The sequence below is a fragment of the Gardnerella pickettii genome (genome assembly GCF_029226345.1).
GTDB lineage: Bacteria > Actinomycetota > Actinomycetes > Actinomycetales > Bifidobacteriaceae > Bifidobacterium > Bifidobacterium piotii.
Genome location: NZ_JAKNCU010000001.1, coordinates 885826 through 902290, shown reverse-complemented (window position 1 = coordinate 902290; position 16465 = coordinate 885826). Strand labels below are relative to the sequence as shown.

Here is a 16465-nt window from a genome sequence, read left to right as displayed (position 1 = left end):
AACGATATAATCTTTACCAAGAGCAGCACGAAATTCATGGTGTGGTTAGGTATTGATTTAGGTGACGCCAGGGTCGGACTTGCACTTTCCGACCCTGAGCTGACTTTTGCTCACCCAATCGGTAATATTCAAGCCTATGGCGACTCATTTAATGCGATTGAAGACGTTATTAACGTTATAGAAGACAATAGTGTGAGCCGAGTCGTAGTTGGTTTGCCTTTACAGTTAGACGGATCCGAAGGAAAGTCTGCTAAAAAAGCGCGCAGATGGGGTGCTAATTTAGCCAAGCGCATTAAATCGCTTTTTGATTATGGCGATTGGTCGCTTGATTTTATTCCAGAAATCGTTTTTAACGACGAACGGCTAACAACAGTTACTGCTCATAGGCAATTGTTAGATGCTGATTTTTCCACTAAAAAGCATCGTCCAATGGTTGATCAGCAATCGGCAGTATTGATTTTGCAATCTGCGATTGACGATTACAGAAATGCTTGCAAAAATGTAAAAGGCGACTCGCAAAGTGACTCGCAAAGTGACTTCATCAGAAAGGAAGCGTTTAATGAGTGAGAATATAGACGATTTTTTCAATCAAAACGCTAAATGGAGTCACAATTCATCCAATCCACCTGTTCCGCCAAAATCGCGAAAAGCAAGAAATGCGCGTAGAAATCGCAAAAGTAAAAGAAATCGTATAGTCGCATTCATTCTTGCACTAGTTTTTGCGTTGCTATTTGTTGTTGGATACGGCTTATATCGCGTTGCGGTTTATGTAAGAAACAATAGTCAGTCGTCAATAATGGAAGACTGGCCAGGTCCTGGAAGTGGATTCGTTGAATTTACGATTGAACCAGGCCAAGGAGCTGTAGAAGTGGGAAATAACCTTGTTAAGGCGCAGGTTGTAAAGTCGCAATCCACTTTTTCTAACATTGTTGCAGCAAATAACAAGATTTTGTACCCAGGAATTTACGCGCTTAAAAAACACATGAATTCAATGGACGTAGTGGAAATTCTTTCCGATCAAAGCAAGGCTGGCGGATTCCTAGACGTTAAAGCAGGGGAGCGCGCAACGGAGGTTATTCGCAAGGCTGCACAAATCTCGGGAATTGACATTGCTCAATTTAACGCTATTCAAAAAGCGGACGGCGAGGGGATTTTGCCGCCAGAAGCTGGCGGAAGCTTTGAAGGATGGTTGGAGCCTGGAGTTTACAACGTAAAAGCCATTAAATCAGCTAGCAAGATACTGGCAAAAATGGTAGATGAGCGCATTAAAAAGCTTGATTCTCTAGGCGTTCCTAGGGGTGATTTGCGTCAAAAAGTTCTTAAAATTGCTTCCATTGCAGAAGCAGAAGTCAATAATCGTGAATACTACGGCAAAGTTTCGCGCGTAATCTTAAATCGTTTAGCTAAAGACATGCCTTTGGGAATGGATACTACGGTTGCATACGGCATTGGAATTAAGGCGATTAAGCTTACGCAATCGCATCTAGACGATGCAAGCAATCCGTACAACACTAGGATTCACAAGGGGTTGCCACCTACTCCTATAAGCATTCCTGGAGATAATGCGATTTTGGCGGCGCTTAATCCTGCAAATGGGTCGTGGATTTATTTTGTTACTACTAACTTAAAGACTGGCGAAACTAAGTTTGCGGATAACTACGACGATTTCTTAAAGATTCGCGACGAGTATAAGCGTTCCAACGAAAACGCTAACTAGCGCGACGACCTACCTTTTCGCTTAAAGCGTAGCGCGATATTTCCTACTTGTTGTTGCGCGAGGTTTGAGTATTTCTCTCCTCGCAGGCGCGCCAACCTGCCGGAGCGCTTAGAGCGTAGCGCGCGAAGGCAATTTGGCGCGCTGAGCCGCTCAAGGCAGAAGCGCTGCTTCTGCGCGGCGAAGACGTGAGCGCGGCTAATCCGCGCGAGCGATATTTCTTACTTAGCCTTGCGCGACTTCCTGTTTTGTGTGTAGGAGGGCTGGCTAATTCTTGTCTCACAACGCTCCGCCTCTTACGTGTTTTTTGTTGTTGCGGTTGTTCCGATTTGGCTTTGATTTTGTTTTTGGTTGAAGTTTGTTTGTAGGCGTGAGCCATTGGATTATTTGGTATCGGCTGCCGCTCTTATACTGTTCGACCAAGAATCACCCAGCCCTCTTGCATGCTTGAACAATTGCGTATTGCTTAATCACCTGAGATTCTCGATTTTTCTTGCTCTCTCGGCGAGTCACCATCTAGCGACGCTGAGGCTCGCCTCTTTCGCTGCGAAAAATCTCGAATCTCCACCTTACTTGCGCTCCGACCTACCTTTTCGCTTAGAGCGTAGCGCGAAAAGGTAATTCGGAGCGCTGAGCTTGCTTAAGGTTGAAAGCACAGTGTGCTTTCAACGCAAGCGAAGACGTTCGCACGGCTAATCCGTGCGAACGACGACCTGCCTTGTAGTGCGTTTGTATCAAAAAACACGGAAATTCAGTACAATCGCACTACAAGAAATGCACAAAATACTGAACAAAAGTCATCATAAACAACAAAGCACGGAAAACAACTCCGCTTTTTGTAGCTCTAAACGGCAAAATCAACTACAAAAAGCGGAAAGCATAACAGCGATGATTGCAGATGCAGCTAATACGGGTACGAACGGGATTTTATTTTGTTCATTTTGCACAAGATGCACGCGGAAAAATCGCAAGCAGACTCTAGAGCAGATTTTCCACACTAAAATCCAAATTAATCCAAATATTCCAACTAATGCAAACCAGTAGATTATGCAGGTGAATCCAAATAGCACCAAAGCTTGAGCAATCATAGAAGCGCATGTAACATCGCCAAATCCAAGTGCTCCGCGCACGCAAAGTTTTTGCACCAAAACGTAGAATGCAAAAACTGTTACTGCACAAAGCCAGCCGCGCAAAAGAAAATTAACATTATGAAAAGTAATCAGCGAAAAAATAAGGTTTGCTGCAGATTGCGCAAAAGCAGCTAGTACAACCCAAAGTCTAGGCACAATGCGGCTTGTTAAATCCGTTGCACACAATGCAATCATGCATATAAGCGTTGGCGTTGCAAATAAACACGCTATAATAAACTGACTCATTTGATTATGCTAAATAAGCGAAAATTGCATTGCAACAAATTTTGCTCAATGTGGTTAAAGGCTTTTGCGATTGATTACGTGGATTATGAGCAATACTTAGTGGTTAGTAGAATACAGATTTAGAATCGAATACAGATTTAGAATAGTGTGCATTACAAAGTACAAGATTTATAGCAATAAATATAACGCATAACGCGATTGGAGAAGGCATGCTTAGATGGCAAACGGCAGGGGAGTCGCATGGTGAAGCGCTGGTGGCAATGATTGAAGGCATGCCAGCAGGAGTTAAGATTACTAGCGCAGACATTGTTTCTGCTCTTGCGCGTAGACGACTTGGATATGGTCGCGGAGCGCGAATGAAGTTTGAGCAAGACAAAGTGCGTTTGCTTACAGGCGTTCGCCACGGTGTTACTCTTGGGTCTCCAATTGCAATCGAAATCGCAAATAGCGAGTGGCCAAAGTGGGTGGAAGTGATGAGCGCAGATCCGCTAGACCACGATTTGCCAAAAGAAGGCCGTAACGCGCCTCTTTCTAGGCCTCGCCCAGGGCATGCGGATTTAACAGGCATGCGTAAATACGGTTTTAGTGATTCTCGCGAGGTTTTGGAGCGTTCGAGTGCCAGGGAAACGGCTTCCCGTGTGGCTTTAGGTGCTGTAGCTGATGCGTTTTTGCACCAAGCGTTGGGTGTGCGCACAGTTGCACACGTTATTGGGATTGGCGGCGAATATGTAAGCAAAAGTTTAGCCCTGCCAACACCAGATGATATTGAGGCGTTGGATGCTTCGCCTGTTCGTACTCTAGATAAAGATGCGCAAGCGCGCATGATGTCTCGCATTGATGAAGCAAAAGCCAATGCAGATACGCTTGGCGGTGTTGTAGAGGTTTTGGCATACGGCATGCCTGCTGGAGTTGGAACGTATGTTGAGTCGGATCGCCGATTGGATGCGGCGTTGGCGTCGGCGCTTATGGGAATTCAGGCCATTAAAGGCGTGGAAATTGGAGATGGTTTTGAAGAAGCAAATCGCCCTGGTTCGGTTGCTCACGACGAAATCGTAACAGGCGAAGATGGCAACATTGCGCGCCTTAGCAATCGTGCTGGTGGCATTGAAGGTGGAATGTCAAATGGAGAGACGATTCGCGTGCGCGCTGCAATGAAGCCTATTCCGTCTATTCCGCGTGCTTTGAGAACGGTAGATGTGCTTACTGGCCAGCCAGCGCAGGCAATTAATCAGCGCTCCGATTTTACAGCAGTTCCAGCAGCTTCCGTAGTTGCAGAGGCAATGGTTCGATTAACGCTTGCAAAGTATGCGTTAGAAAAGTTTGGTGGAGATTCGCTAGAAGAAACCGCTAGGAATGCTAAGAATTACGTTCAATCTTGGAAAGAGCATATGAGATGAGCGAAGAATCTTTGCAAAGTTCCACTCACAGTGTGCCTAAATACAAAATGCCGTTAGCTGTTATAATCGGCATGCCTGCAGCTGGAAAAACGCGTGTTGGCAAGGAATTAGCGCATATTTTGAATGTTCCTTTTGTAGACACAGACGATTTAATTGAGCAAAAAATCAATATGCCGATTAGCCAATATTTTAAGGATTTTGGCGAAGAGTCTTTTAGAGATATTGAAGCTCAAATTGTTAAAAATGCTATTTTTGCAGATTCTGAGCAATCTGCCCCAATAATCGCCCTCGGCGGCGGCTCCCCAATGCGCCCACAAACGCAAGAAGTCTTAAAAAAATATACAAAACTCGGTGGCCGCGTTGTTTACTTGCAAGTGGATCCAAACGATGCAATTGAGCGCGTAAGCTGGAATTCAAATCGCCCTATGCTAAACGGCAAAGACGGAGCAAAACGGTGGTTGGATTTGTTTGCTAGAAGAGACCCCGTGTTTTGTAAAGTAGCGAATTTGCACGCTCGCGTTTATGGATTAACGCCAAAACCTGCCGCAAGAAAGCTGAAAGATATGATTATGCAACGAATTGTGCATGTAAGTGGCAAAGATATTGAAAACTATAATGTTCATATTGGCGCTGGTGCTATGAGTCTTTTGCCGCAAATGCTTGGAAAAGAGCCTGTTCGAGTAGCTTTGATTCACACTCAGCCTGTTCAAAGGCATAGCGATAAAGCAAGAGCTATTTTGCGCGCTGCTGGCTACGATGTTTTCGACATTCTTATTCCAGACGCAGAGGCTGGCAAAACCGTTAAGGTTGCTGATTTTGTGTGGTCGCGCCTTGCAAATGCTGGTTTTACGCGTTCGGATGCGATTGTTGGCTTGGGTGGTGGAGCAGCCACAGATTTGGCTGGATTTGTTGCATCTACTTGGATGCGCGGAATCCGTTACGTAAATTGCCCAACTTCGCTTCTTGCTATGGTAGACGCTTCGACTGGCGGAAAAACTGGCGTAAATACTGCGTTTGGCAAGAATTTGGTTGGTAGTTTTTACACGCCTGCAGGCGTTTTGGCAGATACTTGCGCGTTTTCTACTCTTCCTAACGATATTTTTGTTGAAGGCTTAGGAGAGGTTGCAAAATCAGGGTTTATTGGCGATACGAGCATCCTAAAAATTCTGGAAAATCCGCAAAATGCTAGCAAATTACGCACTCTCGATGGCTCTTCTGTTTTAAGCGATTCACACTTGAACAATATGGTTTGCGATTTAATAGAAAAAAGCGTGCGCGTTAAGGCGTATCATGTTTCTAACGACTTAAAAGAGCAAGGTTTACGCGAGTTTTTGAACTACGGCCATACTCTTGGGCATGCAATAGAGCAAATAGAGCATTTTTCTTGGCGTCACGGAAACGCAGTTGCTGTTGGAATGGTTTTTGCGGCGGAGCTTGCGCAAAATTTGGGCTATTTAAGTCCAGAAGACGTTGAGTATCATCGTTCACTTTTAAAGTCACTTGGATTGCCAATATCTTGGAATGGAGGCGGCAGTAGTGACGATGCTTTTAATAAGGTTCTTGATTTGATGCATAAAGATAAAAAAGCTAGAGGCAACACCTTGCGATTTGTTGTTTTAGACGGGATTGGAAACCCGATTCACTTAGATAATCCGCCGCTGGAGGCGATTCGCGAAGCGTTTAATAAGATTAGAAGCTAGAAAATGGTAGATGCAGAAATGGTAGATGCAGAAAATCGAGAAAATCGAGAAAATCGAGAAAATGTGATAAATATGCGCAAAGTTTTGGTAGTAAATGGCCCAAATTTGGGGCGATTAGGCGTTCGCCAGCCAGACGTTTATGGCAATCAAGATTTTGAAGCACTGTGCTCGCTTTGCAAAAAGTGGGCGCAAGAGCTTAATTTGCAAGTAGAAGTGCGTCAAAGTGACGACGAAGCACAAATGGTGCACTGGATGCACGAAGCAGCTGATACGCATACTCCTGTTGTTATGAATCCTGCTGCTTTTACACACTACAGTTATGCGCTCGCGGATGCTGCTCACATGGTTTTGGATGCTGGAGTGCCGCTAGTGGAAGTGCATATTTCTAATCCTTCTGCGCGCGATGCTTTTCGTAAAATTAGCGTTATTAGCGCTGTTGCAACTGGAACTATTACAGGCATGGGGCTGTACGGTTACAAGCTTGCACTAGAAGCTGTTGCTCATTGTATAACACCCGAGTCGAGGCTCGAAGATACTATGGAGTTCCATGGTTAGAAGAAAACATGGTAACTCTCAGGAGCATATTACAAAGCATATTTTTGTTACTGGTGGCGTTGTTTCGTCCCTCGGAAAAGGTCTTACTGCATCGTCTTTAGGTAGGCTTTTGCGAAGCCGCGGTCTTCACGTTTTGCAACAAAAACTTGATCCTTACATCAATGTTGACCCAGGCACAATGAACCCATTCCAACATGGTGAGGTTTACGTTACAGAAGATGGCGCAGAAACAGATCTTGATATTGGTCACTACGAGCGATTCCTTGATGTTTTCTTAAGTCAAAAAGCTAATGTTACAACTGGCCAGATTTATCAATCCGTGCTTAGAAAAGAGCGCGCTGGCGAGTATTTGGGTCAGTGCGTGCAAGTTATTCCACACATTACTGGCGAAATTAAATCGCGTATGCGTGCGCAAGCTAGCGACGATGTAGACGTTATTATTACGGAAATCGGCGGTACTGTTGGAGATATTGAGTCGCAGCCATTCTTGGAGGCTGCTCGCGAAGTTCGCCGCGATTTAGGCCCAGAAAATTGCATGTTTGTGCACGTTTCCTTGGTGCCTTATATTGCTGCAGCTCACGAGTTGAAGACTAAGCCAACTCAACATTCCGTAATGATGCTTCGCTCTCTTGGTATTTCTCCAGACGCGCTTGTTTTGCGTTCAGATCGCCCTCTTAATCAAGGCATTAAAGACAAGATTTCGCTTATGTGCGATGTTGATGCAGAAGGCGTTGTGAATTGCGTGGATGCTCCAAGCATTTACGATGTTCCAAAGATTTTGTTCAACGAGGGCTTGGATGCTTACGTTGTGCGCGAGCTTGAGCTTCCATTCCACGATGTTGATTGGAACGAGTGGGAAGATTTGCTTGAGCGCGTTCATCATCCAAAGCATGAGCTAAACATTGCAATCGTTGGAAAGTACATTGATTTACCAGATGCGTACCTTTCCGTTACGGAGGCAATTAAGGCTGGCGGTTTTGCAAACTGGGCTAAAGTTAACGTGCGCTGGGTTGCTGCGGACAAGTGCGAAACTCAAGAAGGTGCTGCTGCAGCTCTTGACCAAATGGACGGCATGGTTATTCCAGGCGGCTTCGGCATTCGTGGAATTGAAGGTAAGATTGGCGCGCTACGTTACGCTCGCGAGCATGGCTTGCCAACGCTTGGCCTTTGCCTTGGCTTGCAATCTATGGTTATTGAGTACGCTCGTCACGTGCTTGGGCTTGAGGATGCTAATTCCACTGAGTTCGAGAAGGATTGTGGCGATCCAGTAATTGCGACTATGGAAGAGCAGAAGGATATCGTGGCTGGTAAAGGAGATATGGGTCACACAATGCGACTTGGCTCTTACCCTGCAACGCTTGAGGAAGACTCTATTGTTGCTGAGCTTTACGGCACTACGCATGTTACTGAGCGTCATCGTCACCGTTACGAAGTGAACGTGGCATATAAGAATCGTTTGCGCGAAGCTGGCTTGCGTATTAGCGGCCAAAGCCCAGATGGTAACTTGACTGAGTTTGTGGAGCTTCCAAAGAGTGTTCACCCATTCTATGTTGCAACTCAAGCTCACCCAGAGTTTAAGTCTCGTCCAACTAAGCCTCATCCTTTGTTTGCTGGATTAGTGGCAGCTGCTCTTGAGCATCAAACAAATAACGCTAAGTGATTTAATCAAACTATTTGACTAGATTCGATTAGCTACTTGACTTAAATTATTAAGTGGTGTAGACTCGTATTTTTGGGTGCGATTTTACACCACTTTTTATTTTGATTAATACTTAATCATCTTGTTGCATATTTTGCATCGTTTAACATGATTGTTACATATTCCAGATGTAAATTTACATTTTTGTAATATCACTGCAGATGTAAAAGACTTGGCAAAATATCTCATAAAACACGATTTAATCTAATATTTTTCTATTACAATAGTTGTTTTTACTGTTTATAGACAAAATAACAGTAAATTTTACATTTAGACTTTGAGCTTGCGTTGTTTAATAAAATCCGTATGATTGAATTTTAATCAACGAAGAGGCCTCCTTATTGGCTTTGCAAAGAATCCATCTGGCAATAAATACTAGGTGGATTTTATTTATTAAGCCTATAGAGCCTGTAAAGCGTAAAGGCTTTGCAAAGCTTGTAATGAGACTTTTTCGTGATATTTAATTGAATCCTGCCATACCCGACGTTAGGAGAAAACATATGAAGAATAAGGCATTACTTTTTGCCGCAGCTGCGTGCTCGGTTGCTATGCTGCTCGGTGGATGTGGTTCTTCTGCCTCGAAGACCGCTCAAACAAATGGTGGCAAGGTTGTTATTACTGTAAACAACTCCGAGCCTCAGAATGAGATTGTTCCAGGAAACATTAACGAAAATGCTGGTGGTCGCATTGGTTTGCTGGTCAACTCCACGTTGGTCACTTTTGATGAAAAAGGCAATACGGTAAACGAAGATGCCGAGAGCGTAACTCCAAACGCGGATGCAACCCAATACACTGTTAAGCTTAAGAAAGATAAGAAGTTCAGCGATGGCACTCCAATCACCGCAGAAAGCTTTACTAAGGCTTGGAGCTTTGTAGCAAACGCTAAGAATGCTCAGAAGTGCTCTTCCTTCTTCCAAACCATTAAGGGCTACGAAGACTTGCAGAAGAATGATACTAAGGGCGACGAGCAGCTTTCTGGCTTAAAGGTTGTAGATAAGTACACCTTTACTGTTGATTTGAACCAGCCAGATTCTGTGTTTGCTATTAAGGTTGGTTATCTTGCATTCGCTCCTCTTCCAGAATCCTTCTACAAGAATCCAAAGGCTTATGGCGAAAAGCCAGTTTCTTCTGGTCCATACCTCTTTAAGTCTTGGGATCACAACAAGCAGATCGAACTTGTAAAGAACCCAGCATACGAAGGTCCACGCAAGGCTCAGAATGACGGCATTACCTTTAAGATCTACACCGACGGCACCGCTGCTTACCGCGATGTTCAGTCTGGCAATCTTGATATGACCGATAACATTCCAGATACCGAAACCAAGACTTTCCAAAAGGATACTACTGTTAAGGCATACAACCGTCCAGGTTCTGTAATCCAGCAGTTCGGTATTCATGCAAAATTGCCACATTTCGATGTAACTACCGAAGAAGGCCGCTTGCGTCGTCAAGCTGTTTCTATGGCAATCGACCGCGAAACCATCATCAAGAAGGTTCTTAACAACACTGCATCTCCTGCAAACGAGTTCACTTCTCCTTTGACTCCAGGCTACAAGGCAGATCTTAAGGGTCACGAAAATCTTAAGTTTAATGCCGCAAAGGCTAAGGAGCTTTGGGCAAAGGCAGATAAGATCTCTAAGTATGATGGTCCTCTTACCTTTACTTACAACGCCGATGGCAACGCTAAGTCTGTGTTCGACGCAGTTGTAAACTCCCTCAAGAATCATCTTGGAATTAATGCTGAAACCACTCCAGTTCCAACATTCCAAGAGTTCCGTAACGCATGCGAACAGCGTCAGATTAAGGGCGCATGGCGTGCAGGCTGGATGCCAGATTACCCAAGCCCAGAAAACTACTTGACTCAGGAATTTGCTTCTGTTGCTGCAGATGGCAATGGCTCTAACGAAGCTGATTACAAGAATCCTAAGTTTGATGCTTTGCTTAAGAAGGCTGCTTCTTCTAAGCCAGCTGAGGCAACTAAGCTTTATCAGCAAGCTAACGAGATTCTTCTTGAGGATCTTCCATACATCCCACTGTTCTACGCGAACGCTAAGGCTGTTATGGTTCCAAGCTTGAAGGGCTTTGTAATGGATTGGCAGAATATGCCACTTTACTACAAGCTCCACAAGTAAAGATCAAAATCAAGTAGCTATTAAAATCAAGTAGCTATTAAAAAATAAATCATAATTAAATAGCATGTAAAAACGTGCTGCTGCCTTCGAATGGCGAATAAAATTACAAAATTCTATCCGCTGTTCGAGGCAGCACTTTGTGTTTTTACTTAGGTTGGGTTAAATCAATATGCAAGCCACAAGTTGGGTGTGTGCTATGCGAATTTTTAAGTAAATATATAAGGAGAAACCAATGGGTAAATATGTTCTGCGCCGTGTTTTGCAGATGATTCCTGTGGTTCTCGGCACAACATTGTTGGTATACGCTTTGGTGTTTGCTTTGCCTGGAGATCCAGTAAAAGCAATGTTTGGCGATAAGCCAATTAACCATGCTGTAGAAGCGCAAATTCGTGCCGAGTATAACTTGGATAAGCCATTTATTATTCAATATTTGTTGTTCTTAAAGAATGCGCTTACTCTTGACTTTGGCCATACTTTTGCTGGTCAGCCAGTAATTGATGAGATTGGCCGCGCATTCCCTGTAACCATTAAGCTTGCGTTGATGGCGTTTGCTTTTGAAGCCTTGTTCGGCGTAGCTTTTGGCATAATTTCTGGCTTAAAGAAAGGAAAGTGGTACGACAGTGTAATCCTGGTTGTATCACTTCTTCTTATTTCTGTGCCAACATTTGTTACTGGCTTTATTGGCCAATATTTGTTTGGTGTTAAGTGGCATATTATGCCTGTTACTGCAAGCAATGATCCTGGATTCTACGATCTTCTTCTTCCTGCAATAGTTCTTGGATCCGTTTCAATGGCGTATATTATTCGACTTACAAGGTCGGAAGTTTCGTCAAACATATCGCTTGATTATGTGCGTACAGCTCGTGCAAAGGGCTTAAAAGAAGGCTCCGTTATTGTTCGACACATTTTGCGCAACTCGCTTATTCCAGTTGTTACATTCTTAGGTCAAGATTTGGGCGCTCTTATGGGCGGCGCAATGATCTCGGAAACAATCTTCAACATTCATGGCGTTGGATTCCTTACCTATCAAGGAATTCTAAAGGGAGAAGGAAACCTTGTTGTTTCTATAGTTACGCTTCTTATGTTGATATTTGTAGTCAGCAATCTTCTTGTTGACATGTTGTACGCGGCTCTAGATCCGCGCATTCGCTACGCGTAAGGAGAGCACATTATGGAAGATAATTTGATGGAAGATAATTTGACTACAAATAATGCAAATTACAATACATTGCCAGGTCAGGAACGCTATGTTGCTCCTCTTGACGATACGCCTCTTCAAGAAGTTGATTCTGTAGACGAATCCGCTCCAGCTACAAGCATGTGGGCTGATGCTTGGCGATCTTTGCGCAGAAATCCATTGTTTATTGTTTCTGCAATTTTGATTATTGCGATTATTTTTGTTGCGCTCTTCCCAGGCGCTCTTACAAAGCACAATCCTAATTATTGCGTTTTGGAGCACTCGCTTGAGCCAGCTTCTGCTGCGCATCCGTTTGGATTCGACATGCAAGGATGCGATATTTACGCTCGAGTTGTGTACGGAACACGTACATCTTTAAGCGTTGGCTTGCTAGCAACTGCTTTAGTTGTGTTAGTTGGTTCTCTAATCGGCGCTTTGGCTGGATTCTTTGGCGGATGGATTGATGCGGTTCTTAGCCGAATCACCGACATCTTCTTGGCTTTGCCAATGCTGTTAGGTGCAATCGTAGTTTTGCAAATGTTCCGCACATCTAAGTCGATTTGGAAAATCGTGTTTGTTATGGTTCTCTTTGGATGGGTAGGCGTTGCTCGAATCGCAAGAAGTGCTGTTATGGAATCCAAGAATCTTGAATTTAACACAGCATCTACCGCTTTAGGTTCTACTCCAATGCGAAACTTGTTCCAGCACATTATTCCAAACTCGCTGGCTCCAATCATTGTTGTAGGTACAACTTCTCTTGGCTCTTACATTGTTTTGGAAGCAACACTTAGCTTCTTGGGTATTGGTTTGCCAACTACAACAGTTAGCTGGGGTGTAGATATTTCTACCGCTAGAAATGTTCTTACTACGAATCCAGAAGTCTTGTTCTATCCGTCTATTGCGCTCGCTATTACCGTTCTCGCCTTTATTATGATGGGCGACGCCGTAAAAGATGCGTTGGATCCAAAGAGCCGCAAGGCGTAAGTTAGCGTGGAGGAATAGTGATTATGAACACAGCAACACGTAAAAATGTAGATACTATTGCAATGCAACGCGAGCAGGGTCCTTTGTTGGAAGTCAAAAATCTTCAAGTTGACTTTACAACGGATTCTAAAAAGGCCGTACACGCTGTTCGCGATGCAAGCTTTAACGTTTACCCAGGTCAGTGGGTTGCAATCGTAGGCGAATCTGGTTCTGGAAAGTCCACTTCTGCAATGGCAGTTCTTGGTTTACTTCCTGGAACAGGTCACGTTACGGGTGGTTCTATTAAGCTTAAAGGTAAAGAAATAAGCAATCTAAAGCCTAAAGATTATGCGGCTTTGCGTGGAACGGCAATGGGATTGGTTCCGCAAGACCCTATGAGCAACCTTAATCCTGTTTGGCGAATTGGAACTCAAGTTAAAGAAGCTCTTCTTGCAAATGGCGTTGACGTTAGCCACGAAAAGCGCTCCGCACTTGCAGAAGCTTTAGCAGGAGACGCTGTAGAAGTTAAAAGCAACGAAGACGAAATCTTCCTCGGCTCTAAAGAACTGAGCGCATTATTGGACGAAGCAAAACAAGCTTTGGCGCAAATTGGTCTTAGCGAACAAACGAATGCCGAAAAGTTTAATGAAGCTATGGAATACTACAAAAAAGAGTGGGTTCCAGGTTCCGAAACTCGTTGGCGCGTTGCAGACGATTTAATCAAGTATGGCGTAGATGACGACAAAGCTTGGGAAATTGCCAAAAAGTATGTTGTTGGAGCAAGCGTTGAAGACCGCATTGCTGGTTTGCTAGATGAGGCTGGTTTGCCAGATGCTGCGACTCGCGCACGTCAGTTCCCGCACGAGTTTTCTGGCGGCATGCGTCAGCGTGCGTTAATTGCGATTGGCTTAGCTTGCCGACCAGATTTGCTTATTGCAGATGAGCCGACTTCCGCACTAGACGTGACTGTGCAAAAGCGTATTCTTGATCATTTGCACACGCTTACTGATTCGCTTGGAACTTCTGTGCTCTTTATTACTCACGATTTAGGTTTGGCTGCAGCTCGTGCTCAGCACGTTGTTGTTATGTATAAGGGTCGCGTTGTTGAGTCTGGTCCATCTTTGGACGTTTTGCAGCACCCGCAGCATCCATACACTAAGCGACTTGTTGCTGCTGCTCCAAGCCTTGCTTCTCAGCGAATCATCTCCGTTAAGGAGCATGGCGGAAACGCGGATAATTTGCTTGAGCATCACGTAGTAGGCGAGCAAACTCTTGAAAAGAGCGAGCATATTATTACAGTCGACCACTTAACTCGCGAGTTTAAGCTTCCGCGCAAGAAGGAACTTTTCAAAGCTGTTGATGACGTTTCGTTCTCTATTAAGCGCGGAACAACGTTGGCAATTGTGGGCGAATCTGGTTCTGGTAAGTCTACTGTTGCAAACATGGTTTTGAGATTACTAAAGCCAACAAGCGGAACTGTTACCTACGAGGGCAAGAATATTTCTGACTTAAAGGGCGCAGATTTGCTTGATTTCCGTCGTCATGTTCAGCCAGTATTCCAAAATCCTTACGGTTCGCTCGACCCAATGTATTCGATTTATCGTTCTATTGAAGAACCTTTGCGAATCCATAAGATTGGTGATAAAAAGAGTCGCCAGAATCGTGTGCGTGAACTCTTGGACATGGTTCGCATGCCTGCTTCTGTTATGACTCGATTCCCGAACGAGCTTTCTGGCGGTCAGCGTCAACGCATTGCGATTGCGCGTGCAATGGCGTTGGATCCAGACGTAATCGTTTGTGATGAGGCTGTTTCTGCACTAGACGTGCTTGTGCAAGATCAGGTTTTGCACTTGCTTAACGATTTGCAAGCAGAGCGTGGATTAAGCTACTTGTTCATCACTCACGATTTGGCTGTTGTTCGTCAAATCGCAGATGAGGTTGTTGTTATGCAACACGGCAAGCTTGTTGAGCATGCTACAACCGACGAAGTGTTTGATCATCCTCAAAAGGAATATACTCGCGATCTTCTCGACGCAATTCCTGGTGGAAACTTGGAACTTGGCTTGGATTAGTCGCAAGAATCGTATTAGTGCAAGCTAATAGATGCAGATAAAAGTGCAGGAGATAAAACTTCTGCACTTTTGTTTTGGTCTATAATTATTTGTTTTATAACGCGCTTTAATGGACTTTAGAATCTTAGTCTGTTTATTTAGTCTGTTTATATTCGCGTGTTTATATTCGCGTGTTTATATTATTAAATCATGGCTGATTTTTCTCATATTCTTGCAACACGTCCAGATTTTGACGAGTCGGATCGCGAATGGTTGCATCACCTTGTAGCAGATTGGCAAGTAATAGCAGATTTAAGTTTTGCAGACTTGCTTTTAGTTATTCAAAATGGCAATGGAGATTACGTTGTAGCAGAACAATGCCGTCCGTCTACAGCAATCACGCTTAGAACCGAAGATTTACTCGGCGTAAAGCTAGATGAATCAATGCATAATGAGCTAGAAGCAGCAATGAGTAAAGAAACAAGTTTCCATTCTTCGGTTTTAAGAACTGTTGGAAGAGCTACTGTTTGCAATGTTTACGCTCCAGTTCGCCACAATGGCAAAACGCTTGGTCTTGTTCTTAGAGAAACAAATCTTGCAACAAGAGAATCAAACGGTAGGTACGAGACAGAAAGCATTAATGCTGGCAAAACGTTGTTCGACATGATTGCGCGCGAGCAGTTTCCGTACCACGATTCAATGCTAAATCAGCGCCACAATGCTCGAGTTGCAGATGGTTTTATTATTTTAGAAGAAAGCGGTGTTGTTCGCTATGCTTCTCCAAACGCAATCAGCTGCTTCCGCAGACTTGGCGGATTAAACACTATGCAAGGCGAGTTCTTGTGCGAGTTTGGAGCGCGTCTTCTTCACACAAACGATGTTGTTCCCGAAAGCTTGCCTTTAGTTTTAAGCGGTAAAGCCGATGTTGATTGCGAGTTAGAAGTAAATAATTCCGTTGTTTCTATGCGCTCGCTGCCGCTTTATGGGCCTAACGATAGAACTGGTGCAGTTGTTCTTTGCAGAGATGTTACGGAGGTTCTTAGAAGAGAAAAGGAGCTTCAGACTAAGAACGCTACCATTTCCGAGATTCATCATCGCGTTAAGAATAATCTTCAAGCTGTTTCTGCTTTGCTTCGTCTTCAAGCTAGAAAAACCAAGTCGTACGAAGTTAGAAAAGAGCTAGAAGAAGCTCAAAGGCGAGTTCAAACTATTGCTCTTGTTCACGAAGGTTTAAGCCAGACTGCCGATGAGGTTGTTGACTTCGACAAAGTAATTTCTAGCTTGCTTAAAATGACGATTGAGCTTGCTTCGCAAAATCAAAATATTACGGTTGATTTTTGTGGTAAATTCGGCAAGCTTGCAGCTCAAGATGCAACGCCTCTTTCTCTTGTTTTAACCGAGCTTGTTACAAATGCAGTTGAGCATGGTTTTGAAGGAATGAGCGAAGGCCATATTACGATTTCTGTTGGTCGTGGCGGAGACAACCTTAGTATTGTTGTAGAAGACAATGGCGGCGGAATCGAAAGCGAATCCTTGCATGGAATGGCAAAGTCTTCTGGATCTGGATTAGGCACTCAGCTAATCAACACTTTTGTTACTAACGATTTTGGTGGCACTGTTAAGTGGGAATCGCGCAGAGAAGGCGGAACTCGCGTTCTGCTAGATATTAAGCTACGCGTGCCTGGAGTAGAGTAGTCTCTT

Annotated in this window: 12 protein-coding genes; 11 read left to right on the top strand and 1 reads right to left on the bottom strand. The window is 44.1% G+C overall.

Annotated elements, in window-relative coordinates; genetic code table 11:
* The first annotated feature begins 36 nt into the window (after window positions 1-36).
* Together ruvX and mltG are read left to right on the top strand one after the other, a co-directional pair.
* The gene (gene ruvX / locus MAF46_RS03530) at window positions 37-567 is read left to right on the top strand and encodes a Holliday junction resolvase RuvX (RefSeq protein ID WP_060785484.1); all 531 of its coding nucleotides are present in this window, start codon (window positions 37-39) and stop codon (window positions 565-567) included.
* Window positions 560-1717, top strand: a complete 1158-nt coding sequence (gene mltG, locus MAF46_RS03525) for an endolytic transglycosylase MltG (RefSeq protein WP_060785485.1) — start codon at window positions 560-562, stop codon at window positions 1715-1717. The genes ruvX and mltG overlap by 8 nt, the downstream gene beginning before the upstream one ends.
* 854 nt (window positions 1718-2571) lie before the next feature.
* Here mltG and MAF46_RS03520 read toward each other — a convergent pair.
* Window positions 2572-3090, bottom strand: coding sequence for an A24 family peptidase (locus MAF46_RS03520; RefSeq protein ID WP_060785649.1), 519 nt, complete (start codon window positions 3088-3090; stop codon window positions 2572-2574).
* A 209-nt stretch (window positions 3091-3299) separates the two neighbouring features.
* Here MAF46_RS03520 and aroC point away from each other — a divergent pair, with 209 nt between their 5' ends.
* The 9 genes from aroC (at window position 3300) to MAF46_RS03475 (ending at window position 16459) form a co-directional block, all read left to right on the top strand.
* A complete protein-coding gene (gene aroC, locus MAF46_RS03515) occupies window positions 3300-4487 on the top strand; it encodes a chorismate synthase (protein ID WP_060785648.1) in 1188 nt (395 codons plus the stop codon).
* The gene (locus MAF46_RS03510; protein ID WP_060785647.1) at window positions 4484-6187 is read left to right on the top strand and encodes a bifunctional shikimate kinase/3-dehydroquinate synthase; all 1704 of its coding nucleotides are present in this window, start codon (window positions 4484-4486) and stop codon (window positions 6185-6187) included. Before aroC ends, MAF46_RS03510 begins: the two co-directional genes overlap by 4 nt.
* 72 nt (window positions 6188-6259) lie before the next feature.
* Window positions 6260-6742: a type II 3-dehydroquinate dehydratase gene (aroQ, locus tag MAF46_RS03505; protein WP_060785652.1), complete on the top strand. Its 483-nt coding sequence runs from the start codon at window positions 6260-6262 to the stop codon at window positions 6740-6742.
* Window positions 6735-8402 carry a CTP synthase gene (locus MAF46_RS03500; protein WP_018640755.1) on the top strand — a complete coding sequence of 556 codons (1668 nt, stop codon included), beginning with the start codon at window positions 6735-6737 and terminating at the stop codon, window positions 8400-8402. Before aroQ ends, MAF46_RS03500 begins: the two co-directional genes overlap by 8 nt.
* A 539-nt stretch (window positions 8403-8941) precedes the next feature.
* Entirely contained in the window at window positions 8942-10573 is a 1632-nt protein-coding gene (locus tag MAF46_RS03495) for a peptide ABC transporter substrate-binding protein (protein ID WP_060785646.1), read from the top strand.
* Between the two features lie 232 nt (window positions 10574-10805).
* On the top strand, window positions 10806-11732 hold the full coding sequence (locus MAF46_RS03490; RefSeq protein ID WP_004131972.1) for an ABC transporter permease: 927 nt from the start codon (window positions 10806-10808) through the stop codon (window positions 11730-11732).
* A 12-nt stretch (window positions 11733-11744) separates the two neighbouring features.
* Window positions 11745-12734 (top strand): ABC transporter permease, encoded by a 990-nt coding sequence (locus tag MAF46_RS03485; RefSeq protein ID WP_060785645.1) that lies wholly within the window; start codon window positions 11745-11747, stop codon window positions 12732-12734.
* 23 nt (window positions 12735-12757) lie between these two features.
* Complete coding sequence (locus tag MAF46_RS03480; protein WP_060785644.1) at window positions 12758-14785, top strand: dipeptide ABC transporter ATP-binding protein; 2028 nt, start codon at window positions 12758-12760, stop codon at window positions 14783-14785.
* Between the two features lie 189 nt (window positions 14786-14974).
* Window positions 14975-16459, top strand: a complete 1485-nt coding sequence (locus MAF46_RS03475) for a sensor histidine kinase (protein ID WP_004131977.1) — start codon at window positions 14975-14977, stop codon at window positions 16457-16459.
* Window positions 16460-16465: the final 6 nt, after the last annotated feature.